This is a genomic window from Enterococcus sp. DIV0183 (genome assembly GCF_050541505.1).
Taxonomy (GTDB): Bacteria; Bacillota; Bacilli; order Lactobacillales; family Enterococcaceae; genus Enterococcus; species Enterococcus faecalis.
In genome coordinates this window covers 759,728-782,263 of record NZ_CP172932.1, presented here as the reverse complement: position 1 = coordinate 782,263, position 22,536 = coordinate 759,728, and the positions used below count along the sequence as shown (strand labels likewise).

Below are 22,536 nucleotides of genomic sequence, written 5' to 3'. Positions count from 1 at the left end.
ATACGCCCCAAACTGATATTTTTCTAAACTTTGGGGCGTGTAATCAAAATACAAGCTTCTTAGTGTGGCACTGGATATTTCAACGCATTTTTCTTCAACTTTTCTTCGATAATTTCGTCCAAATCAAACCCTAAATTATCAGCCATCATGTAGGAGTAAATGAGAACATCAGCCAATTCTTCTTTGATTCGTTCTTCTTGTTTGATGCCTTCTTCTGCTGTTTTCCATTGAAAAAGTTCTAACAATTCTGCTGCTTCTAAACAAATTGAGAGCGCCAAATCTTTTTCATTATGGTGGGGGCGCCAATTTCTTTCATCACGAAATTGATTAATTTTTGCCATTGTATCCATTTGTTCCCCTGCTTTCTTATTCATTTGATGGCAACTGAAACCCATCGAACGTTTCACCATCATAGTATTTTAATAACTGTTCTGTAGACAATAATGAGGAGGTTATTTCTTCCTCTTCAACAACTGCTTGATTCTCTTCTCTATACAACAAATAAGCCTGTAAAAGCTGTTGGTAAAGTTTTTTTCGTGAAGAGGCTTCCGCTGAAAGAAACGTTAATTCTTTTAAGTGTCCGCGATAGACAGGCAAATCATCAACGAATTCGATTGGTAATTCTACTACAGTTAACTGAAATTCTTCAAAGACTTCTTCGTACATCTGCCATTCCCTCTTTCTGTCGATATTGTTTTGGGGTCATGCCCATTTCTTCTTTAAAACGTTTATAAAAAAAGGCTTTGTCTTGATAGCCGATTCGTTCAACAATTGTTTGAATCGATAAATCTGTTTGCTTCAAGTAGTTTTTCGCCAATTGGATTCGGTAGGCTAAGACAATTTCCGTAAACGTTTTGTTTGTTTTTTCTTTTAAAAAATTCGATAAGTAATTCGGATGAAAATGAAATTTAGCGGCGACTTCTGCTAAAGTGACATGCGCAATCTGTTGCTCAATATACGCTAAAATCACCTCAACACGTTGATGATTCGACAAATAATTATCTTGCATCTTTAAAGCTTCTCTAGGCAGTTGACCTAGTTCCACCACTAGCAAAACAAAGGCCGCTTTGGTCACTTTATTATTAAAATAGGCCATTTTCACAATTTGTTTCAGTAATAATAGCGAATAGACGTGAACATCCGAATTTGGCTGGCTGGCAAAAACGAAATATCGAGGAATGTTTTCAAATTCACTGCTAGCAATTTCTGTAAAAAAACGATACATGACTGGCTCTTCCGCCAGCTGATTTAAGAGCGTATCAAGAAAATAGTGCTTTTTAAAATAAAATATAATCATAGACATTCCTTGCCCCTGATAGCTAACCGAGGTTGCCTCATTGACAATCATGACTTGGCCAGCCGAAAACGAACACCTTTGTTGATCCAAATAAGCATTGCCATCTTGCTCTAAACAATAGAGCATCCGAATAAATCCTTTCGGAACGTCAATTGTTTCCGAAGATGCCAACATAAAGCCCGCAATTTCTCGATGCGGATTTCCCTTAAATTGCGCTACTTCATTCTCAAGAGCATTGGTAGTGGTTAAATAACAATCTAAGGTCTCTAAAAACTGATAAAATGCTGCATATTGCTCTTCTTTGCTTGCCAATTAATCACCTCATAATCCAACACTTTTTACTTTACTCCCTCTATTTTTTTCTTTGGCGTTTCCTTCTATACTAGATACATGGTAACACGAAAAAAGAGATTCAACAGTTTTTAGGAGGAATTTTTTATGAAAATTAGTTTTATCGGTGCTGGAAATATGGCATCCGCTATTGCCAAAGGTGCGCTAAAAAAGCAATTTATTGCCGCAGAAAACCTTTATTTTTATGATATTCAAGTCGAAAAAACCGCCGCTTTTGCACAAGAAATTGGTGCACACGCGGTTGCTTCGCCTCAAGAAGCTATTACAGTAGCTGACTTAGTTATTTTAGCGGTGAAACCGCAATTCGTTCAAGCAGCTTTACTTGAAGCAAAAGAAGCAATTTTAGACAAGCAACCGTTAATTGTTTCCATTGCAGCAGGTACGACTATTGCAGAATTGCATCAACTGTTTGAGACTACCCAACCGCTTCGTCTTGTTCGTGTGATGCCAAATATGAATGCATTGATTGGCGCAGGTGCAGCAGCTGTTTGTGGCAACGCTTTTGCATCCCCCGAAGACATCCAGACTGTATTATCGTTGTTTCGAGCAGTTGGCCAAGCCTGGGAATTAGAGGAACAGTATTTTTCGATTTTTACTGCTATTGCAGGTAGCACTCCTGCGTATGCTTTCTTATTTATTGATTCGATTGCCCGAGCAGCCGTTAAAAATGGTATGAACAAAGAGTTAGCCTTAGAAATTGCCACACAAGCTGTACTAGGCAGCGCTCAAACTTTGGCAAATAGCACAGAGAATCCTTGGACTTTAATCGACCAAGTCAGTTCTCCTGGCGGAACCACGGTTGCTGGGATTGTCGAATTAGAAAACAATGCGTTTATTTCAACAGTCATCAAAGGGATTGAGGCCACCATCCTTCGGGATCAAGAATTAGCCAAACAAGACTGAGAAGAATAATTACATGAGCGAATAAATAAGAAAAAGCGCTGAAAATTCAGCGCTTTTTCTTATTTTAGTTGAATGAGTAAGCCAAAATGATCACTGACTATCGGTGTTTTCCTACCATCAAAAATTACTTCATATTTTCGTACGTGCCACTGTTTTGGAACAAATGCGTAGTCAATCCGCAAGGCTGCTTCATTTTCTTCCCAGCCATCTATTTTTTTCTCTACTGTCGCTTCACCGCTTGTCTCTTCCGCTACAACAAATGCATCTTGAATCGGCAAGTAACTATTTTCCAATAATTGATAGCCAGTTGTACCAGCTGGGTTGTTTAAATCGCCTAAAATGACTAACGGTTGTTGCCCCATCGCTAAGTATTTCTCTAGTTGTAGCCATTCATAGGCAAAACCTGTACAGGGTGTTTCCCACCAAGAAAAGTGACCAGAGACAACAGTAAGCGTACCTTTTGAACTCTCTGTCTCCGCTACTAAGATTTTTCTTGTTCGATAATTCGTTGGTTCTTGGCTTTCTGAAATAAGGAGAGCTTCACTAGTCAACGGACATTTCGAAAGTAGTGCGTTCCCTTCTTCATAAATAGCATAACCAATGTGGCTCATTTCCCAACTCCAATAATAGTGTTGGCCTTTTTCAGCTAGATATTGAACGATTAGATATGCAAAATTATCTTCATGGATTGGCGTTTGGGTCGCTATGGGACAAAAAGTAGTTAACTGTTCTAACGGCACTTTCTTGGAAGCGACTTTCTGATTCACTTCTTGTAAGGCAATTATTTCACTTTCAGAAGATAAAATCACCTTGGCAATCTCCTCTAATTTTTTTAATGGTTCTTCTTCTAACCAGCTATGAGTATTGATTGTTAAAAGATTCATCTTTTCCCCTTCTCTTACATGTTATTAGGTCGGGCACAATTATTGATTGTGCCCGACCTAATCATTTAAATTTCAATCTGTCCGATCACAGTTCCCGCAGTGGTGGTTCCTAGTTGATTAATAACTACTTGTTCCACTTTGTCGCTGTTTGTAAAGGCGACAATAATCGTTGTTTCTTTGCCAGCTTGTTCAATCACATCCAAATTCATTTTAGCTAGTTTCGTCCCAGCTTTCAATGATTGTCCTTCTTTAACAAAAGATTCAAAAGCAGGTGTTGCCATTTCAACTGTATCAATTCCCATATGGACAAGTACTTCAATACCTTCTTCTGTTTGTAGCCCAATCGCATGTTTGCTTGGGAAAACACTTAGGACTTTCCCCGAAATTGGTGCCACCACCTCTCCTTCTAGAGGCTTAACTGCAAATCCATCCCCCATCATTTTTTGTGAAAAGACAGGATCATTGACTTGCGCCATTGGAATAACTTCCCCTGTCGCTACAGCCACGAAATCTTTTTTCTTACCTAAGAAATTCGTTGTTGGCACTCCTGCTGTACTTTCTGCTATAACTGGTTCTGGAATGTCAACGCCGGAAGCTAGTAAATCTTCAATATCGGATTTTAAAACATCGGCTTTTGGTCCATAAACGGCTTGAACGCCATTATCTTTCACAATCAAGCCCATTGCGCCTGCCCGTTTCCACGCCTCTTCCGAACCGACTTTTTCTCGATCCTTTACACTGACACGTAAGCGTGTCATACACGCATCAACTTCTTTGATATTTTGTTTACCACCAAGTAAGTAGACAATTTGCGCGATTTGCTGATCGACGACACCTGAACCAGCCGCGCCAGATGCGATTTCTTCGCCGTTATCATTGTCGTAGTTTCCATTTCTTCCAGGTGTTGCGTAATTAAATTTTTTAATTAAGAAATTGGCTAAGAAATAAGTGACAGCACCAAAAATGATGACCATTAAAACAAAATTGATTAAATCGCCACCTAAACCAGCTTTTATTGCTAGCGGTGTTCTTGTTAACAATTCAATATTTCCAAACGAATGCACACGCAATGGTAAAATATCAGCCATTGCAAAAGCAGCACCTTGGATCACGGCATAAATCACATAAAGCGGCACTGCAGCAAACATAAACATGAATTCTAGCGGCTCTGTCACACCAGTTAAGAAAACAGCTAAAGCAGCAGAAAAATACATTGATTTATATTTAGCTTTTTTATCTACATCGACATTACGATACATCGCCAAAGCCATCCCCATTAAAATCCCTGAAGAACCAATCATTTGGCCTACTTTGAATCGAGCTGGTGTCCAATTTTCTAAGACAAACTGATACTTGCTCATATCACCAGCGCCTTTAAGATTCACTAAGTCTGTTGCCCAAGCCAACCATAAAGGATCTTGACCAAAGACTTGGGTTCCAGCTTGTGCGCCAGATAAAATTTCATACGTTCCACCTAATTGTGTATAGTTGATTGGAATCGTCAACATATGATGTAACCCAAAAGGTAATAACAAACGTTCCAACGTTCCATATAAGAATGGCGCTAAAATAGGTGCACTATCTTGAGATTGCGCAATCCATAACCCAAAATTATTAATTCCCGCTTGAATATTTGGCCAAATAAGTGCTAATGCAATTGAGACAATTGTTGACCACAAAATAACGACAAATGGGACAAACCGTTTACCATTAAAAAATGATAGCGCATCTGGTAATTTCCGATAATTGTAATACTTGTTGTAAGCCATCGCACCGACAAAACCAGCAATAATCCCTACAAAGACACCCATATTTAATGCCGGGGCTTCTAAGACACTTGTAAAGAATCCCTTCACCATAATCTTGGTCCCAAACAAGGTATGCGTGAAAGCTTGTTCATCAGCCAACATTTCATTTGTTACACCAAAAATGGCTCCAGTAATACGGTTGATTAAAACAAAAGAAATCCCCGCTGCAAATGCTCCACCTGCACGATCTTTGGCCCAACTGCCACCTATTGCTAACGCAAATAGTAAATGTAAGTTGCCAATAATTGCCCAACCGATACTCTCTAGAACTCCGCCTGTTGTTACTAACAAGCCTAAATTAGGATCGATTAAAGGAAGCGATTTCCCAATACTAATCATTAAACCCGCTGCGGGCATTACTGCCACAACGACCATTAAAGCTTTCCCGAATTTTTGCCAAAACTCAAAACTAAACATTTTTTTCATTCCTGCCACTCCTTACGCAATCGGTTTCGTTATGTTGCCATTATATACTCCTGTTTCCTTTTTGTAAATGCTTTAATTTCAAAAATATTGTGGAAAACAACTCCCTACTACTTAATCCTTTTTTATTTTGTCTTTTAATAAAGCAAATAAAGCTCCTTCTAACCTACCTTTGTTTCAGCTTTTATTCATAAGATTACACTTTTTAAGCATTGACTATTGACTAATGCAATCGGTTGCGTTTATGATAGACCTATCAATAAAATCACTGAGGGGGATTCTCATGAAACAAATCAAACGTTTATTCCAAATTGATCCTTGGAAAATCCGTACTACACACTTAGATAAAGAAAATTTACGTTTACAAGAATCATTAACGAGCATTGGCAATGGCTATATGGGGATGCGGGGAAATTTTGAAGAACACTATTCTGGCGACCACCATCAAGGAACCTATTTAGCAGGTGTTTGGTATCCAGACAAAACACGTGTTGGTTGGTGGAAAAATGGTTATCCTGAATATTTCGGCAAAGTGATTAACGCAATTAATTTCATCGCAATGGACTTACAAATTGATGGACAAACAATTGATTTAGCCACTACACCTTACGAAGATTTTTCTTTAGAATTAGACATGCAAAATGGGGTCCTTTCTCGGCAATTCACCATCCAAACACCGAAGAACAAAGTGCGCTTCTCTTTTGAACGTTTTTTAAGCTTAGAAAAAAAAGAAGCGGCTTACATCCACTTAACAATTGAAATGCTGGAAGGTACAGGCACAATCACTCTTCACTCAAAATTGGATGGCGATGTTCAAAATGAAGACAGCAATTATGAAGAACATTTTTGGGAAGAAAGAGCTATTGAAACACAAGAAACACTTGGCTTTGTTACAACTAAGACCATTCCTAACAACTTTGAAATAGAGCGTTTTACAGTGACTGCAGGCATGCGCCATTTCATCGATGGAGCCTCTGTTGTGCCTACATATACACAACAGCCCTTGGCCTTAACCGCAGAATTGACAGTGTCTTTAAACGAAGGCGAAACGACCGCCATCACAAAAGAAGTGCTTGTCGTTACCAGTCGTGATGTGCCAGAAACGCAACAAATCAAACGAGTAAACGAATTATTTGCAGAAATGACTACCTTGTACCCTGAAGCAAAAGCTGGGCAAGCTGCCGCTTGGGCAAAACGTTGGCAATTAGCTGATGTTGTTATTAAAGGAGATGATGAAGCCCAACAAGGCATTCGTTTTAATCTTTTCCAACTTTTCTCAACCTACTATGGCGAAGACGATCGTTTAAATATCGGACCAAAAGGCTTTACTGGCGAAAAATATGGTGGTGCCACATATTGGGATACTGAAGCATATGCTGTCCCACTTTACTTGGCGTTGGCTAAGCCCGAAGTTACTAAAAATCTACTGAAATATCGCCACAATCAATTGCCTCAAGCCATTCATAATGCCCAACAACAAGGGTTAAAGGGTGCCCTTTACCCAATGGTTACTTTTACTGGTGTCGAATGTCATAATGAGTGGGAAATCACTTTTGAAGAGATTCACAGAAATGGTGCGATTGCTTATGCGATTTATAATTATGTCAACTATACAGGAGATGAAGATTATCTAAAAGATGCTGGTCTAGAAGTACTTGTAGCAATCGCTCGTTTTTGGGCAGATCGGGTCCACTTCTCCCAACGTCATAAACAATATATGATTCATGGCGTAACGGGGCCAAATGAATATGAAAATAATATCAATAATAACTGGTATACCAATACCATCGCTGCGTGGGTTCTACGTTACACCCGTGAGTCTTATTTAAAATTCCAAGAAGAAACAACGCTCAAAATTGCAGACGACGAATTAGCTAAATGGGCAGACATTGTAGAAAATATGTACTTCCCAGTGGATAATGAATTAGGCATTTTTGTACAACATGACACTTTCTTAGATAAAGATTTAATGCCTGTTTCTGATTTACCACTTAGTGAGCTGCCTTTAAATCAACATTGGTCATGGGATAAAATTTTGCGGTCTTGTTTCATTAAACAAGCCGATGTTCTTCAAGGAATTTATTTCTTCAATGACGCCTTTTCTTTAGAAGAAAAACGCCGGAACTTTAACTTTTACGAACCAATGACTGTCCATGAATCTTCTCTTTCACCAAGCATTCATGCTGTGTTAGCTGCTGAATTAGGCATGGAAGAAAAAGCAGTGGAAATGTATCAACGAACAGCGCGCCTTGACTTAGATAATTACAATAATGATACAGAAGATGGCTTACACATTACCTCAATGACTGGTAGTTGGCTAGCGATTGTTCAAGGTTTTGCCCAAATGAAAACGGACCATCAACAACTAAAATTTGCACCCTTTTTACCAGCGACATGGACAGCCTACTCATTCCACATTAATTATCGGAATCGTTTACTATTTGTTGAAGTTGCAGCAGACCAAGTGGCCTTCACTTTACTCGACGGCCCTGCAATTCCATTAACTGTTTACAATCAAGAATACACATTAAAAGATCGATTAGTTTTACCGATCAGAAAGGAAGAAGTTCATGTTTAAAGGCGTTTTGTTTGATTTAGATGGCGTTATTACTGATACAGCAGAATTTCATTACCACGCTTGGAAAAAATTAGGGAACGAAATTGGAATTTCCATTGACCGTGTTTTCAACGAACAATTGAAAGGTGTAAGCCGTGAAGATTCTCTGCAGTTACTGTTAAAATACGGAAAAAAAGAAGGCACGTTTTCTTCTGAAGAATTTGCCCAGTTAGCGCAACGGAAAAACGATTATTACTTGGAAATGATCCAAGCAATTACGCCTGAAGATGTCTATCCAGGAATTCTTTCTTTATTAACGGAATTACGTGAAGCCAATATTAAAATCGCCTTGGCTTCTGCAAGTAAAAATGGGCCTTTCCTTTTAGAAAAAATGCAATTGACGCCCCTTTTTGATGCCATTGCTAATCCAGCAGACGTTCAGGCAGGCAAACCCGCTCCAGATATTTTCATTTTAGCTGCGAAAGAAATTGATTTAACACCAGCAGAATGTCTTGGCATTGAAGATGCCAAAGCTGGGATTCAAGCGATTCTTGCTAGTGGAGCGCAACCTGTTGGCGTTGGCCGCAAAGAAGAGTTAGGCGAAGGGTTGCCCATCGTACCAGAGACGAGCGCTTTAACGTTTGATTACTTAAAAAAAGTGTGGCTTGATCATGAAGGATAATCGTATCACCGTAACCGATATTCCAAACACAAACTTAAAGAAAATTACTTTGAAGAACGACTTTTTAGAAGTCGTTCTTCTCAATTATGGCGCGCGCCTCCATCAACTTTTTATGCCAAACAAAAATAATCATTGGGAAAATATCCTTTTATCGTATGATTCGTATCAAGATGTATTAAAGGATCAAAGCTTTTTTGGCGCCACTGTTGGACCAGTTGCTGGACGTATTCGTAATGGCCATTGGCAAAATGGAATATTAGAACAAAATAGCGACGGTCATCATATCCATGGTGGCTCAAAGGGGTGGTCTTTTCAATATTGGACAGTCGAGCCCTTTGAAAAAAAAGATATCATTGGCGTTGCTTTTCATTTAACCGATACCATTTCTGGCTATCCTGGACCAATTGAGGCCACCATCACTTATCAGCTAGAGGATAATCATTTACGAATGATCAGTACTGGACGGAGTAAACAGGAAACACTTTTTAATCCTACAAACCACGCCTACTTTAATTTATCTGGCGATGGAAAGTTAGACATTCTGTCACATTTGCTATCTTTGAACTGTCAAGGTATGTTAGAATTAGACGATAATAAGCTGCCTACTGGACGGATTTTACCAGCTTCTGAACTATCCATACGTTTTAATGAACTGACACCTATCGAAACAATCCTCCAACGCTATCCAACCGGGTTAGATGATGTTTTCCCCTTAGTTGGCTCTGACTTAAGACAGCCACAATTATGCTTACAAGAACCTACTTCTGGAAGAAAAATGACGATAGCAACAACGAACCAAAGTATGGTATTATTTTCTACGACTGGTTTTGAGGCTCCATTTTCTATTAATGGACAAGCGATGCATTCAAACTATGGCTTAGCAATTGAACCACAAGAGTATCCAGACATTGTTCATCATCCTCAGTGGGGCTCTATTTTATTACCAGCTAATAAAAAGCAAACCTACCAAACGGTTTATCAATTTAACCTTCTATAATCACTAAGAAAGGCGTGGCAAAAATGGCAATTACAGTAAAAGATGTCGCTAAGAAAGCGGGGGTTGCAACTTCAACCGTTTCGCGTGTCATTAACGATCATCCAAGTATTTCTGAATCGACAAAAAAGAAAGTGCGAAAAGTCATGGATGACTTAGGCTATGTGCCAAATATGACGGCACGGAATTTGGGTAAACGAATTTCAAGTGCCATTGGCGTAATTTTACCTCCTTTAGATTCGAAAGAACGGTTAGGGAATCCATTTTATTTAGAAATTATGGAAGCCATCAACGAGGAAGCCCGTCTTTATGATATGACTACTGCTATTGCAACTGCCAAAAGTTTTGATGTACTATTGGAAAACGTTAAAAGAATGCATCTTCAAAAACAAGTGGACGGTTTTATTCTTGTGTATTCAGATAGTAAGGACCCCGTCATTGATTACTTATATGAAAACAACATTCCCTTTACTTTAATTGGTCAACCTTACCAACATGAAACGGAAATAGTTTACGTGGATAATGATAATCAATTATTAGGGAAACAAGCGACGGAATTTTTAATTGAAAACGGCCATAAAAATATTTTATTTGTGACCAATACAACGCATGAAAGTTTGTACTTTGAACGTTACTTTGGTTATCAAAAAGCAATGATGATGCAAGGATTAACTGTTTTACCAAGCGTTGCATTAGAAAAACCTGAAGATTACATGGCTTTCGATGATATTCTTCATCAAAATAATGCCACGGCGTTGGTGGTGATTGATGATATCTTTGCTTTGCGGACGATGCAACTTGCGCAAATCTATGGTTATCAAGTTCCTGAAACGTTATCCATTATTAGTTTCAACAACTCAATCTTTTCAACATTGACACATCCTTATCTAACAAGCATTGACATCGACACGTCAGAATTAGGGCGAATGGCGATGAAAAAATTATATGAATTAATCCATGAAGAATTGACGAATGGTGTCCGTCTCGTTATTCCTCACAAATTAATTAAGCGTGAAACAGTTATTCCTATTCATTAAAAAAGAAGCGTAAGCAGTTTAACACTGCTTACGCTTCTTTCTATGTGTACGCTCTTATTCGTATGTATTACTTTTATAAAATAACTTTTTGCGAAATTTTTTTCCAAAACGTTTCTTCTTTTGCATCAAATTGAGCTGGTTCCCCGTCAGACAATTTTTCATTTAATAATGATAATTTTTCTTGATGTTTTGCATACTCATCTTTTTTTATTAGCTCTAAACGATACGCACGATCCAAGATCGACTCTCGATAGTTAACATTCATTTTCGTTGCCTTCGCCATTTCTTACATTCCTTCCCAAAATAAATTTTCATTTTTTCGTTAAATTCTTCTATAATTATAACAAAAATATCAGAAAAATAAATATGAAACAAACGATAATTGCGAAAATTTTGTTTTTTCATGCAATTATCGTTCGATTATTTAAGAAATTAAAATTATTAACCAATAATTAATCAATCAGCAAACGCATTAAATGAACATCTAAAAATTCACCTTGGTCTGTTTTGGCGCCTCGAGGCATAATTGCTTCTGTTTCAAACCCTAATTTTTTATAGACGTGAATCGCTCGTTGATTGCGATCCTGTACCGTTAATTCCAAGCGACGAATAACATGACTTTCATGCGCCCAGCGAATAAGTTCTTCCATCAGGATACTGCCCAGTCCATAGCCCCAGTACTCTTTTAAAATACTAATGCCAATTTCACCAATATGCTCCATCCGCTTTTTAGAAGAAGCAGACACAGAAGCGGTCCCAATGATCGCTTCTCCCGCTAATGCCACCAATAAAACATTATTTGGCGATTCATAGAGTGTTGCTAGATTTTCAGCCAATTCTGTTGTCGACATGGCCATTCCTCGCTCATCCATTACCAAATAGGGCGTTTCACTCCCGATTTTTGACATCACAGATAGTAATTGATCCGCATCAGTAGGCACTGCTTCTCGAATAGAAAATGTTTGTTCAGTCATATTCGCGAGCCTCCCACGTTTTCAGAATCTCTGCTATTCTTTCTTCTGCCAATGGACCAGTTCCGCGGAATTCAAGAACTCTCTTGTCCGCTTCTTGAGAATCTTTATTTAAAATAATTTCTAAATAATCTTCTGGCAATTCTTCTTCAATCAAGCTGCCCCATTCTACAACGGATAGCCCATCTCCTTCAAAATACTCATCTAACCCTAATTCATCCGCACCCTCTTCAACACGGTAGACATCCATATGGTATAACGGAAGTCGTCCTTGTGGATATTCGCGGATAATCGTATAGGTAGGACTTTTAATCATTTGGGAAATGCCTAATCCTAAAGCAATCCCTTTCGTCATTGTCGTCTTACCGGCCCCTAAATCACCAGTCAGGACAATTACATCACCAGCTTGTGCTTTTTGTCCAATGATTTTAGCAATTGCTTCTGTTTCCAATGGATTGTTCAGGACAATGTTCATTTTTTTTGCCTCCCATCTGCAAGAATCTATGTATGAAAGTATACCGAAAATTCAATAAGTTGACTAGTGGCAGCTTCAAAAAAATAAAGTTGAGGCCCAAGTGTCCTGGGAACCTCAACTTCTACTTTGCTTATTTATCATGCTTCGACATAGTTAATTAGTCGTTCATTAATGTTTGAGCAGCTGTAATGATTGATAATTTATAAACATCTTCTTCGTTTGCACCACGTGATAAATCAGAAACTGGTTTGTTCAATCCTTGTAAGATTGGGCCAATTGCTTCAAAGTTACCTAAACGTTGAGCAATTTTGTAGCCAATATTTCCTGATTGTAAATCTGGGAATACAAAGACTGTTGCTTCTCCAGCAACTTTTGAGTTGGGCGCTTTTAATTGTGCAACAGAAGATACATAAGAAGCATCAAATTGTAATTCACCATCAATCGCATATTCAGGTGCTAATTCTTGCGCAATTTTTGTAGCTTCAGCAACTTTTGTTACTTCTGGTGCTTTTGCAGAACCTTTTGTTGAAAAACTTAACAATGAAACTTTTGGTTCAATGTCAAATAATTCAGCTGTTTTGGCACTATCAACAGCAATTTCAGCTAATTCTTGTGCAGTTGGGTTCACGTTAATCGCGCAGTCTGAGAATAAATATCTTTCTTGGTCACGACCACGAATCATTAAGAAGGCACCACTTGTACGGCTTACGCCTGGTTTTGTTTTAATGATTTGTAACGCAGGACGAACTGTATCACCTGTTGAGTGGATAGCACCACTAACCATACCATCAGCAATACCCATGTAAGTTAACATAGTACCGAAATAGTTGACATCTTTTAAGATTTTTTCAGCATCTTCTTTAGTAGCTTTTCCATTACGGCGTTCAACAAATGCTTCGACCATTTCATCCCATTTTTCATAATCATTTGGGTTGATAATAATAAAGTTTGATGTGTTGATTCCACGAGCCATAGCAGCATTTGCAATATCTGTTGGATCACCAATTAAGATTGGTTCTACTAATTCATCAGATTTTAAGCGGGCAGCAGCACCTAAGATTCTAGGATCTGTTGCTTCAGGGAAAACAATTTTGATATTACGGCGTACGACTTTAAATTTTAAGCTATCGAATAATTCCACGATAAACCCTCCAGTTTTATATTTACAAAATCCATCATACACTATTCTCAAAGAAAATAACAGTTTTTTCTAGCTGTATTAGTCAAAAAAAAACCAATAATCCGATAAACTTTTCACAAACTAACTCTTCTACACTATAACAGCATACACTGTTACATTACACTGTTTCAGGAAGTTGCCAATCAATCGGCTTTTCCCCTAAACGTTCTAGAGCAGCATTCGCTTGAGAAAACGGACGTGAGCCAAAAAAACCACGATGTGCTGACAATGGACTTGGGTGTGGCGATTTGATAATCACATGCCGAGTCGTATCAATCATTTTAATTTTTTCTTGAGCTGGACGTCCCCATAAAATGAAAACAACAGGTTTTTCACGCTCATTCAACTTTTCGATAATGACATCTGTCAGTTGCTCCCACCCTTTACCTCGATGGGAATAGGCTTGACCTGCCCGAACAGTCAACACAGTATTTAATAATAACACGCCTTGTTTAGCCCAGCTTTCTAAAAAGCCATGGTTGACGGGTTGGTACCCTAAATCAGCTTGTAATTCTTTGTAAATATTCGCAAGAGATGGCGGCACTTTCACACCTGGCTGGACAGAGAAACTTAGTCCGTGTGCTTGATTGGGTCCATGATATGGATCTTGTCCCAAAATTACTACTTTTACTTCTTCAAAAGGGGTTAGTTCTAACGCTGAAAATAAATGATACATATCTGGATAAATCGTTTGTGTCTGATATTCTTTTTTCAAAAATTCCCGCAATTCTTGATAATACGGTTTTTCAAATTCAGCAGATAAAACGTTTTGCCAACTATTGTGAATAATTTCTTTCATAATGCTCACTCCTTCGCTCTCTAAGCATAACGAATTTCTCCAAACCTGACAAGAAATTTCTGGGTACTTTCTCTTGGAAAAACGTGGTAAACTATAGGTAAGCTTTAAATAGATAATGAGGTGTAGAGAATCGATGATTAAATTAATTGCTTCAGATATGGATGGAACACTTTTAGATGCAAAAATGAGCATCACAAATGATAACGCTTCAGCAATTCGCGAAGCGGAACGTTTAGGAATCGAATTTATGGTTGCTACTGGCCGCGCATATACCGAAGCGAAACCCGCGTTAGAAGAAGCTGGAATTGACTGCGCCATGATTACTTTAAACGGCGCCCAAGTGTTTGACAAAGATGGACACTCACTTTTCACGGCTGGGATCGAAAAAGAAACAGTAACAGAAGTACTAACTATTTTGAGTCAACACAATGTTTACTATGAAATCTCTACAAATAAAGGTATTTTTTCTGAACATCAAGAAAAAAGAATTGAAAACTTTGCCGCTCATATTGCAGAATCCATGCCCCATTTAACTTATAAAGTGGCGATTGCCATGGCTTCAGCACACCTATCTTTATTGCATATTACCTATGTTGATCGTTTAGACGACATTTTAAAAGATGATTCGATTGAAGTCCTTAAAATTATTGGCTTCAGTATGGATGGGCCGAAAGTATTAGGTCCTGCTGGGATGGAAGTAGAAGAACTAGATGATTTGGTTGTTACCTCTTCTGCGCTTAATAATATTGAAATTAACCACCGCCTAGCACAAAAAGGGATTGCGGTTGCGCGCGTCGCTAAAGAACGTGGGATTCCCGCTGAACAAGTCATGACTATTGGTGATAATTTAAATGACGTCAGCATGATTCAATGGGCTGGGGTAAGTTTTGCAATGGGCAATGCCGAACTGGAATTAAAAGAATATGCTAAATATGAAACAGCCACTAATTTAGAAAATGGTGTTGGCGAAGCCATCCTGCGTGCAATAAGAGAAGATTTGTAATAAGCACTACCAGTTACAGCACTCATTTATATATAGAAAGGAGATCGTGTCGTGTCTGAATTTTTTATTCAAGAACAACAGTTAGGAAAAGTTACGCGAACCATCGTGAAAGACCAAGCAGGCCGTTCACTTTTTCTATTGGTGGGGCGCTGGGGTACACGAGGAGATGCGCTTTCTTTATATGCAATGAACGGAGAAATTTTAGCCAGTATTAAACAAGTTTCTTGGACTTTTGGTACACGATTTGAGTTATATCAGCGTTTTGAAAAAGTGGGTACTCTACGAAAACTGTTCAATTTGAATGCTGATTTCTATTATGTTCAAGGCCTTCACTGGGCAGTTGTTGGGGATATCAAAGCGCACCAATATTCAATTTATCAAGTCCATAAAAAAATCATGTCAATGGATAAAACCATGCTTTGTACAGGCGACTATTTTGTTTTAACTGTTGCCAATGATGAGGACGCACCGTTGTGCATCTGTATAGCAGCTGTCCTTGACTACTGGTTATATAATAAGAAAAAACAAAAAACTTCCGATGATTTTGGATTAGATTTTGATCCTTTAACGGATTAATGAAAAATAACGAAGCTAAAGTGATTGACTTTAGCTTCGTTATTTTTACACTTCTTTTTGCATATGATTGTATAAGTGACCACTAATAGTCATTGTTGTGACATCTTTAAAGCCTTTGCTTGCGTATAACTTTCTCGCCCCTGGATTGTCAAAATCAACATTTAGACCCAAGGCTTGCTTCCCGCTAGCTTTGGCTACTTCAGGTAAAGCATCTAATAACTTAGAACCAATTCCCATTCCACGGAAACGTTCATCCACAGAGATCGTGTCTAAATACCATTCATTAGGCAAAGTTTCTTCTTCAATAAATAGCCGAACATCTTCTGCTAAGCCATGTTTTTTAAAGACTTCTCTTAAAGGTTCATCAATAATCTTTTCATCTTCCGCAGGATAGCCGACAGCAATCCCTGCAACTTCACCTGCATGTTCATAAACTAAAATTCGTTGATAGCCATAGCGATAGGTTGGATACGCCGTTGCCTCTGCTAACAGGTCAATCATTTGTTCTTCTGAGACTTCTTCTAAAATTGGTAACTCCATATCTTTTAAAATAACTAAGACCAGCCGAGCAATCGCTTGACCGTCTTCTTTTGTTGCCGAGCGAATCATTGTAATTCTCCTTTACATTTAACTAAAAAAGAACTGGCTACTATCATTACTGACTTAGCCAATTCCTTTTATCTTGTCTTTAGTATAACAAATTTATTATTGAATTTCTACTGTAACCTGACGTCGTCCCCAAGCAGTACATTGCTCTACTGAATCAAAATGAACATCAACAATATTTCCTTGAATAGCGCCACCTGTATCTCCAGCAATAGCAAAGCCATAACCAGAGACTTTCACTAATGACCCCAGAGGAATTACGCTTGGATCAACTGCAACTACATTGCTTTGTTTACTTAAGTCAATACCAGTAGCACTTAGATTACTTGCACCTGGCTCACGCCAAGAATAAGCGGTTGATTCCATCTGAAGCACACGACCAGAGCCAGTTCCTGGTGTTGATGATTCGCCTGTCGATGATTCTGTCGTTGATGACGATTCGGATGAACTAGCTGAACTTGAAGATTCAGTGCTACTGCTTTCCGTACTTGTAGAAGAGCTTGATGCTTGACTGCTTGACTCTTCAGCAGCTTCGGCTTCTAGTTTAGCCGCCGCATCTGCTTGCGCTTGTTTGTCGGCAGCTGCTTGTTTCTTCGCTGCTTCTGCTTTGGCAGTTTCTGCCGCACGTTTTTTCTGTGCCTCAGCTGCTGCTTTTTCGCTGACTAAGCGTTGTTGCTCTTTCTGTTTGTCTGTCGAAATTTGAGCCAATAATTCTTCATTATCCGCCATTTTTTCTTTTAACTCAGAGACTTTATTATTCATTGAAGAAGCTTCAACTTGTAATTTCTCTTCATTTTGTTTTAAAGTTGTTTGCGTATTTTCAACTTTTTCTTGTAATGCAGCTAACTTTTCTTTTTCGCTAGTTAAGCTTTCAATCTTTTCCCGTTCAAAGTTTTGTAAAACGGTCATGGCGTAGGCCCGATTAAAGAAATCTGATAAATTTTCTGCATCTAATAAGGCTTGCCAAGTACGTTGGTCGCCATTTAATTGAATATCCTTCATACGATCGCCAACAGCTTCTTTACGACGAGAAATATTTTTTTCTGTTTTTTCTATTTCCTCTTTCGAAGTTTTCAACGTATCTTCCGCTTTCGAAATTTGCGTTTTTAAACGTTCGATTTCCGCATATTTAGCATTTACATCGTCTAAGGCTGAATTGATTTCTTTACTAATTAACTCCCCAGATTGTTTCGCTTGCGCTTCTTTTTCTTGCAACGAATCAAGTGATTCTGCTGCCGCAGCGACTGGAAGTCCAAAATTGATAAGCATCATTGTTGTTAAAAATGGTATCAACTTTTTAACCTTCACTAAATCCAACACCTTTCCTAACTTATCTAAAACACCTACTCATTATACTAGTCAGGAGGGCTTGTTTTATTTCAATCATGTTACAATTTATTACAATTTAAATGCAACTCTTTTTTTATCCTGCGTTTATTCATTAGTCCATTTCTATCTCAATTCTTTAAGAATTTCTTAAGACGCCTTAAAAACTAGCTTTTGACGATTTTTCTTTTTTTCATCCCATTAGACCATTGATTGAAATATTTTGTAATATTTTTTGTTAATTATTGGCCCTTTTTCTTCAAATCTTCTAAGAGATGCCGAACTTCTTTGGAATTTTTAATGTTTTTTAAAGTTAGTTTTGGGTAATTGTTAATAAAACGACGTTGTTGGAAATTTAACCGATTTTGGAAATGCTCTTTTTTGGTTCGTTCTTTTAACTTCTGCCAATCAGCTGTAGCGATTTCCATTTTTGTGTTCAACCGTTGCTTAAATTCTTGTTGGTTCGTTTCCAACGTTTGGCCCATCTCGGTAATAAGTTTTTTGAAACCTTGCATGTTCAGCAACGTATAAATTAAGTCAAGCCCCATTACAATCACTATGCAAAGTGCTAAGTAGTTGCCAAAGGTTGCTTGTAAAAAGCTGACAACTTTGGCGATTTCTGGTTGAATAACTTTGACAATCAAGACACAACCCAATCCCCAAAAAAGAGAAACCGGTAAAGCCACGCGACCGTTTAAATTAAAAGGTACATCATGATAATCCCACCAAGAGGCATGGAACAGTTTTTCCAAGCCATAACTAGTGACATATTCTAAAATCGTCACTAAAACAGCCGATCCGACATACAATACCAAGAGATTGTTTTCAAAGGGTTCCACAAAATAGAGAACGCTTAAGACCCCAAATCCATAAATAGGACAATAGGGCCCTACCAAAAATCCTCGATAAACAAATTTTTTAGCTTTTAATGAACAATACACCGTTTCCCATAACCAGCCGATAAAGGAATAAATAAAAAATAACAAAATAACCTGACTCATTTTTTCCACGTTTCTGTCACACTCCACTTCTTTGCGCTTTTCTTCTATTTTAACAGAAGTTGAGAAAATGTAGCGAACAACTTTCTTTCATTGAAAGATTAGGCTACAATGAGAGCAGCAAAGGGAGGAATCTTATGTTTGGTTTATTGAAATACGCAAAAAATTATCGAAAACAAATTATCCTCGGTCCAGTCTTCAAATTTTTAGAAGCTTGTTTCGAGTTAGTCTTGCCCTTATTCATGGCTCACTTAGTCGATGTCGGTATTCGTCAAAACGACCGACAGACTGTCATAGAAATGGCCCTCTGGATGCTTGTTATGTCGTTAGTTGGTTTATTTTTTGTCATGATTTGTCAATACTATGCTTCAGTCGCTTCGCAAGGTTTTGGGACGGAGCTAAGAAATCAATTAATGAAGAAAATTAATCAGCTTTCACACAAAGAATTGAATAGTTTTGGTACAGATACCCTCATCACCCGGATCACAAACGATATCAACCAGCTTCAATTAGCTTTAGCGATGTTTATTCGGTTGGTCATTCGGACACCTTTTTTAAGTATCGGTTCTGTGGTGATGGCTTTTTACATTGACGTGCAGATGGGCTTTCTTTTCCTATTACTTTTACCAATTTTTAGCCTTATTCTCTTTATTATCATTAAAGTGACTGTGCCTTTATATCAAAAAGTCCAAGAATATTTGGATCGGTTAAACCGTCAAATTAGTCAAAATTTAAGCGGTGTCCGTGTGATCCGTGCGTTTGCTAGAAAGGAAACAGAGCAACGACATGTTGATAAAGCTTCAGATGATTTAGGCGATATTTACATTCGTGTATCGAATGTCTCTGCTTTATTAACGCCTTTAACCACTTTGATTATGAATGTTGGAATTTTATTTTTACTTTATTTTAGTGGCTTAAAAGTTTCTTTCGGTTCCCTGCAACAAGGGGAAGTTTTAGCATTGATCAATTATATGAATCAAATGATGCTCGCTTTAATTGTTGCTTCTAATCTCGTGGTAATTTTTACGCGAGCTGCCGCTTCCGCAAACCGTGTCAATGAGGTTTTAACTGTAGAAAGCCAGTTAACAGATACACCAGAATCAGCAAAAACATCGCCACAATTTGGTGATATTACCTTTGACCATGTAGATTTTCGCTATGAACCAGAGGCCGGTTTGGCTTTGGAAAATATCAATTTTACGATTCCTAAAGGCTCAATTCTCGGCATCACAGGACCTACCGGCAGCGGGAAAAGTACCTTAACCCAACTCATTCCCAGATTTTATGATGTGAGTGCAGGAAACCTTTTTATTAATGGTATAAATGTGCGCGATTGGCCGCTCTTTACTTTACGCCAACAAGTGGCAAGTGTCCCACAAACTGCCGTCTTATTTACAGGGACTATTCGAGAAAACTTACAATGGGGCAAACCAAATGCAACTGATGAAGACTGTTGGGAAGCATTAGCTATCGCCCAATGTAAAGAATTTGTTGAACAATTAGACCAAGGGTTAGACACGCCTGTTAACGAAGGCGGAAAAAAATTTTCTGGTGGACAAAGACAACGGTTGACCATTGCCCGTGCCTTGATTAGGAAACCGCATTTACTTATTTTAGATGATTCCTTGAGTGCACTTGACTATCAAACAGATTTGAATCTGCGTCGTGCTTTACAAAAAGAACGAGCAGAGACAACCGTTATTTTAATTTCACAACGCGTGAGTTCGATTGCTACGGCGAATCAAATTTTAGTCCTAGATAGTGGAAAAGTCGCTGGCCTTGGCACCCACGAAGAATTACTTACTTCTTCTAAAGAGTATCAAGAAATCGTTGCGTCACAGGAGGAGGATACCCATGCAAACTAAAAAAATTCATTTTGGCGCCTTCTCACGTTTTAAGCCGTATTTACTACACTATCCAAAAGAAATTATCGGCGCCTTAATCCTAGGAATTCTCAGTGGTTTTTCGACTGTCCTCATGACTTATTATATAGGTAAATCCGTTGATACAATGGTTGGTAAAGGACAAGTCAATGCTGCGCAACTCATCAAAATTTTAGGTTTATTAGCAGGGATTTTACTCGTAACCGTTCTAAGTCAATGGCTGATTCAACGTCTCGGTAATCGCGTGTCTTATTTATCGACCACACAGCTGAGAAAAGACGCCTTTGCCCATTTAAATCAATTACCGTTAAGTTATTATGACCAAACGTCACACGGAAATATCGTCAGTCGCTTTACCAACGATATTGACAATATTTCAATGGCTTGCTCGGCTGTCTTCAACCAATTATTTTCCGGCATGGCCACCGTCGTTGTTGCTTTGCTCTTTATGATTCGGCTAAGTCCCCTGCTCACATTAGTGGTTCTTATCAGTACGCCGATTATTTTTATTGTAAACTGGCTTGTTGCAAAAGCTTCACAAAAAAACTTTGCTGCACAACAAACGATTGTTGGTGAAATTTCCGGTTTCGTTTCAGAAATGGTTGGCAACCAAAAAATTGTTAAAGCCTTTCAACAAGAACAAGCTACGCAAGAAACATTTGAAGCATTGAATCAAACGTTGTATGAAAAAGGACAGAAGGCTCAGTTTTCTTCCTCCTTAACCAACCCACTTTCTCGATTTATCGACCATTTATCTTATTTATCGATTGGATTAGTCGGTGGCTTGTTAGTTTTAAGTGGCAATCCTTTAGTCACAGTTGGTGTTATTTCCAGTTTCACCATTTACTCTAGTCAATTTTCTAAACCTTTTATTGAACTCTCAGGAATCACCAACCAAATCCAAGCCGCCTTAGCTGGATTGGAACGTACCTTTGATATGATGGATCAACCAGTTGAACGTCCTGATGCCCCGAACGCAATTGTTTTGAAAGAAGCGCGAGGCCGTGTTGAATTTAAAGACGTTGATTTTTCTTACACGCCGACGCGACCTTTAATCGAAAACTTTAATTTAATTGCTGAACCAGGAGAAACAATTGCCATTGTTGGGCGAACTGGTGCGGGTAAATCAACATTAGTGAATTTGTTAATGCGCTTTTACGAGGTCGACCGTGGCCAAATTACGGTTGATACTCACGACATTACTCAAATTACTCGGGACAGCTTACGAAAAAGTTTTGGTATGGTTCTCCAAGATACTTGGCTATTCGATAGTTCCATTCGGGAAAATTTAACGTACGGAAATCCCGAAGCCTCTGACGAAGAAATTATAGAAGCCATGAAAAAAGCCCATATTTTTGATTTCGTCATGCGTTTACCTCAAGGACTAGATACCGAGATTGGTTCCCAAGGCGTTAAAATTTCTGAAGGACAACGACAATTAATGACTATTGCACGCACGATGATTAGTAATCCGCCGATGCTTATTTTAGATGAAGCGACCAGTTCAGTTGATACATTGACCGAGCAAAAAATTCAGGATGCTTTTTTACAAATGATGACTGGCCGGACCAGTTTTGTTATTGCCCATCGCTTAGCAACAATCAAAAGTGCTGAAAAAATTCTAGTTATGGACAACGGTCAAGTAGTTGAAATCGGTACCCATGACGAATTATTGCAAAAAGAACAGGGTTATTATCGTGACCTTTACGAAGCGCAGTTTAATCAAAAAGCACAATAAAAAAGAGTCACTTTTCTGGGATGATGAAAAGTGACTCTTTTAATT

Annotated in this window: 22 protein-coding genes; 9 read left to right on the top strand and 13 right to left on the bottom strand. The window is 38.4% G+C overall.

Annotated elements, in window-relative coordinates:
• Positions 1–59: 59 nt before the first annotated feature.
• The 3 genes from IGK72_RS03925 to IGK72_RS03915 are packed head-to-tail and all read right to left on the bottom strand — an operon-like array spanning position 60 to position 1,609.
• The gene (locus tag IGK72_RS03925; protein WP_002370682.1) at positions 60–374 is read right to left on the bottom strand and encodes a nucleotide pyrophosphohydrolase; all 315 of its coding nucleotides are present in this window, start codon (positions 372–374) and stop codon (positions 60–62) included.
• The gene (locus IGK72_RS03920; RefSeq protein ID WP_002358867.1) at positions 367–666 is read right to left on the bottom strand and encodes a hypothetical protein; all 300 of its coding nucleotides are present in this window, start codon (positions 664–666) and stop codon (positions 367–369) included. The genes IGK72_RS03925 and IGK72_RS03920 overlap by 8 nt, the downstream gene beginning before the upstream one ends.
• Positions 647–1,609 carry a helix-turn-helix domain-containing protein gene (locus IGK72_RS03915; RefSeq protein ID WP_002396471.1) on the bottom strand — a complete coding sequence of 321 codons (963 nt, stop codon included), beginning with the start codon at positions 1,607–1,609 and terminating at the stop codon, positions 647–649. Before IGK72_RS03915 ends, IGK72_RS03920 begins: the two co-directional genes overlap by 20 nt.
• A 126-nt stretch (positions 1,610–1,735) precedes the next feature.
• Between IGK72_RS03915 and proC the strand changes: the two genes are divergently transcribed.
• On the top strand, positions 1,736–2,551 hold the full coding sequence (gene proC, locus IGK72_RS03910) for a pyrroline-5-carboxylate reductase (protein WP_002358864.1): 816 nt from the start codon (positions 1,736–1,738) through the stop codon (positions 2,549–2,551).
• A gap of 59 nt (positions 2,552–2,610) precedes the next feature.
• Here the strand turns inward: proC and mapP are convergent, their stop codons facing one another.
• The gene (gene mapP, locus IGK72_RS03905) at positions 2,611–3,435 is read right to left on the bottom strand and encodes a maltose 6'-phosphate phosphatase (RefSeq protein WP_023895392.1); all 825 of its coding nucleotides are present in this window, start codon (positions 3,433–3,435) and stop codon (positions 2,611–2,613) included.
• 65 nt (positions 3,436–3,500) lie between these two features.
• Positions 3,501–5,669, bottom strand: a complete 2,169-nt coding sequence (locus IGK72_RS03900; RefSeq protein WP_430619623.1) for a PTS transporter subunit IIBC — start codon at positions 5,667–5,669, stop codon at positions 3,501–3,503.
• 280 nt (positions 5,670–5,949) lie between these two features.
• Between IGK72_RS03900 and IGK72_RS03895 the strand changes: the two genes are divergently transcribed.
• From IGK72_RS03895 to bopD, 4 genes are read left to right on the top strand one after another with little or no spacing between them, the layout of a single operon-like run.
• The gene (locus IGK72_RS03895; RefSeq protein ID WP_174090981.1) at positions 5,950–8,244 is read left to right on the top strand and encodes a glycoside hydrolase family 65 protein; all 2,295 of its coding nucleotides are present in this window, start codon (positions 5,950–5,952) and stop codon (positions 8,242–8,244) included.
• The gene (gene pgmB / locus IGK72_RS03890) at positions 8,237–8,905 is read left to right on the top strand and encodes a beta-phosphoglucomutase (protein ID WP_002355844.1); all 669 of its coding nucleotides are present in this window, start codon (positions 8,237–8,239) and stop codon (positions 8,903–8,905) included. The genes IGK72_RS03895 and pgmB overlap by 8 nt, the downstream gene beginning before the upstream one ends.
• Complete coding sequence (locus tag IGK72_RS03885; RefSeq protein WP_016622778.1) at positions 8,895–9,902, top strand: aldose epimerase family protein; 1,008 nt, start codon at positions 8,895–8,897, stop codon at positions 9,900–9,902. Before pgmB ends, IGK72_RS03885 begins: the two co-directional genes overlap by 11 nt.
• A 23-nt stretch (positions 9,903–9,925) precedes the next feature.
• Positions 9,926–10,936, top strand: coding sequence for a LacI family transcriptional regulator BopD (gene bopD, locus IGK72_RS03880; protein ID WP_002358859.1), 1,011 nt, complete (start codon positions 9,926–9,928; stop codon positions 10,934–10,936).
• 73 nt (positions 10,937–11,009) lie between these two features.
• Here bopD and IGK72_RS03875 read toward each other — a convergent pair whose 3' ends face one another.
• The 5 genes from IGK72_RS03875 to IGK72_RS03855 form a co-directional block, all read right to left on the bottom strand.
• Complete coding sequence (locus tag IGK72_RS03875; RefSeq protein ID WP_002355840.1) at positions 11,010–11,219, bottom strand: hypothetical protein; 210 nt, start codon at positions 11,217–11,219, stop codon at positions 11,010–11,012.
• A gap of 169 nt (positions 11,220–11,388) precedes the next feature.
• Complete coding sequence (locus tag IGK72_RS03870) at positions 11,389–11,910, bottom strand: GNAT family N-acetyltransferase (protein WP_002366315.1); 522 nt, start codon at positions 11,908–11,910, stop codon at positions 11,389–11,391.
• Entirely contained in the window at positions 11,903–12,382 is a 480-nt protein-coding gene (tsaE, locus tag IGK72_RS03865) for a tRNA (adenosine(37)-N6)-threonylcarbamoyltransferase complex ATPase subunit type 1 TsaE (RefSeq protein ID WP_002395673.1), read from the bottom strand. The genes IGK72_RS03870 and tsaE overlap by 8 nt, the downstream gene beginning before the upstream one ends.
• 157 nt (positions 12,383–12,539) lie before the next feature.
• Positions 12,540–13,523, bottom strand: a complete 984-nt coding sequence (gene pta / locus IGK72_RS03860) for a phosphate acetyltransferase (RefSeq protein WP_002355836.1) — start codon at positions 13,521–13,523, stop codon at positions 12,540–12,542.
• Positions 13,524–13,680: 157 nt separating this feature from the next.
• Positions 13,681–14,361 (bottom strand): uracil-DNA glycosylase, encoded by a 681-nt coding sequence (locus IGK72_RS03855; protein WP_023895391.1) that lies wholly within the window; start codon positions 14,359–14,361, stop codon positions 13,681–13,683.
• A 133-nt stretch (positions 14,362–14,494) separates the two neighbouring features.
• On the opposite strand from IGK72_RS03855, the gene IGK72_RS03850 reads away from it, so the two are divergent.
• Entirely contained in the window at positions 14,495–15,364 is an 870-nt protein-coding gene (locus IGK72_RS03850; protein ID WP_002383369.1) for a Cof-type HAD-IIB family hydrolase, read from the top strand.
• 51 nt (positions 15,365–15,415) lie between these two features.
• Complete coding sequence (locus tag IGK72_RS03845; RefSeq protein ID WP_002355833.1) at positions 15,416–15,940, top strand: LURP-one-related/scramblase family protein; 525 nt, start codon at positions 15,416–15,418, stop codon at positions 15,938–15,940.
• 45 nt (positions 15,941–15,985) lie between these two features.
• Here the strand turns inward: IGK72_RS03845 and IGK72_RS03840 are convergent, their stop codons facing one another.
• From IGK72_RS03840 to IGK72_RS03830, 3 genes are all read right to left on the bottom strand, one after another.
• Complete coding sequence (locus IGK72_RS03840) at positions 15,986–16,549, bottom strand: GNAT family N-acetyltransferase (protein WP_002355832.1); 564 nt, start codon at positions 16,547–16,549, stop codon at positions 15,986–15,988.
• Between the two features lie 96 nt (positions 16,550–16,645).
• The gene (locus tag IGK72_RS03835) at positions 16,646–17,866 is read right to left on the bottom strand and encodes a 3D domain-containing protein (protein ID WP_002393466.1); all 1,221 of its coding nucleotides are present in this window, start codon (positions 17,864–17,866) and stop codon (positions 16,646–16,648) included.
• 248 nt (positions 17,867–18,114) lie between these two features.
• A complete protein-coding gene (locus IGK72_RS03830; protein WP_002387023.1) occupies positions 18,115–18,882 on the bottom strand; it encodes a putative ABC transporter permease in 768 nt (255 codons plus the stop codon).
• 125 nt (positions 18,883–19,007) lie between these two features.
• On the opposite strand from IGK72_RS03830, the gene IGK72_RS03825 reads away from it, so the two are divergent.
• Complete coding sequence (locus IGK72_RS03825; RefSeq protein WP_070416132.1) at positions 19,008–20,735, top strand: ABC transporter ATP-binding protein; 1,728 nt, start codon at positions 19,008–19,010, stop codon at positions 20,733–20,735.
• Complete coding sequence (locus tag IGK72_RS03820; RefSeq protein ID WP_023895389.1) at positions 20,725–22,491, top strand: ABC transporter ATP-binding protein; 1,767 nt, start codon at positions 20,725–20,727, stop codon at positions 22,489–22,491. Before IGK72_RS03825 ends, IGK72_RS03820 begins: the two co-directional genes overlap by 11 nt.
• Positions 22,492–22,536: the final 45 nt, after the last annotated feature.

Coding starts and splice junctions, on each gene's coding strand:
- IGK72_RS03925 (WP_002370682.1), bottom strand. CDS start 374: ATGAATAAGAAAGCAGGGGAACAAATGGATACAATGGCAAAAATTAAT.
- IGK72_RS03920 (WP_002358867.1), bottom strand. CDS start 666: ATGTACGAAGAAGTCTTTGAAGAATTTCAGTTAACTGTAGTAGAATTA.
- proC (WP_002358864.1), top strand. CDS start 1,736: ATGAAAATTAGTTTTATCGGTGCTGGAAATATGGCATCCGCTATTGCC.
- mapP (WP_023895392.1), bottom strand. CDS start 3,435: ATGAATCTTTTAACAATCAATACTCATAGCTGGTTAGAAGAAGAACCA.
- IGK72_RS03900 (WP_430619623.1), bottom strand. CDS start 5,669: ATGAAAAAAATGTTTAGTTTTGAGTTTTGGCAAAAATTCGGGAAAGCT.
- IGK72_RS03895 (WP_174090981.1), top strand. CDS start 5,950: ATGAAACAAATCAAACGTTTATTCCAAATTGATCCTTGGAAAATCCGT.
- pgmB (WP_002355844.1), top strand. CDS start 8,237: ATGTTTAAAGGCGTTTTGTTTGATTTAGATGGCGTTATTACTGATACA.
- IGK72_RS03885 (WP_016622778.1), top strand. CDS start 8,895: ATGAAGGATAATCGTATCACCGTAACCGATATTCCAAACACAAACTTA.
- bopD (WP_002358859.1), top strand. CDS start 9,926: ATGGCAATTACAGTAAAAGATGTCGCTAAGAAAGCGGGGGTTGCAACT.
- IGK72_RS03875 (WP_002355840.1), bottom strand. CDS start 11,219: ATGGCGAAGGCAACGAAAATGAATGTTAACTATCGAGAGTCGATCTTG.
- IGK72_RS03870 (WP_002366315.1), bottom strand. CDS start 11,910: ATGACTGAACAAACATTTTCTATTCGAGAAGCAGTGCCTACTGATGCG.
- tsaE (WP_002395673.1), bottom strand. CDS start 12,382: ATGAACATTGTCCTGAACAATCCATTGGAAACAGAAGCAATTGCTAAA.
- IGK72_RS03855 (WP_023895391.1), bottom strand. CDS start 14,361: ATGAAAGAAATTATTCACAATAGTTGGCAAAACGTTTTATCTGCTGAA.
- IGK72_RS03850 (WP_002383369.1), top strand. CDS start 14,495: ATGATTAAATTAATTGCTTCAGATATGGATGGAACACTTTTAGATGCA.
- IGK72_RS03840 (WP_002355832.1), bottom strand. CDS start 16,549: ATGATTCGCTCGGCAACAAAAGAAGACGGTCAAGCGATTGCTCGGCTG.
- IGK72_RS03825 (WP_070416132.1), top strand. CDS start 19,008: ATGTTTGGTTTATTGAAATACGCAAAAAATTATCGAAAACAAATTATC.
- IGK72_RS03820 (WP_023895389.1), top strand. CDS start 20,725: ATGCAAACTAAAAAAATTCATTTTGGCGCCTTCTCACGTTTTAAGCCG.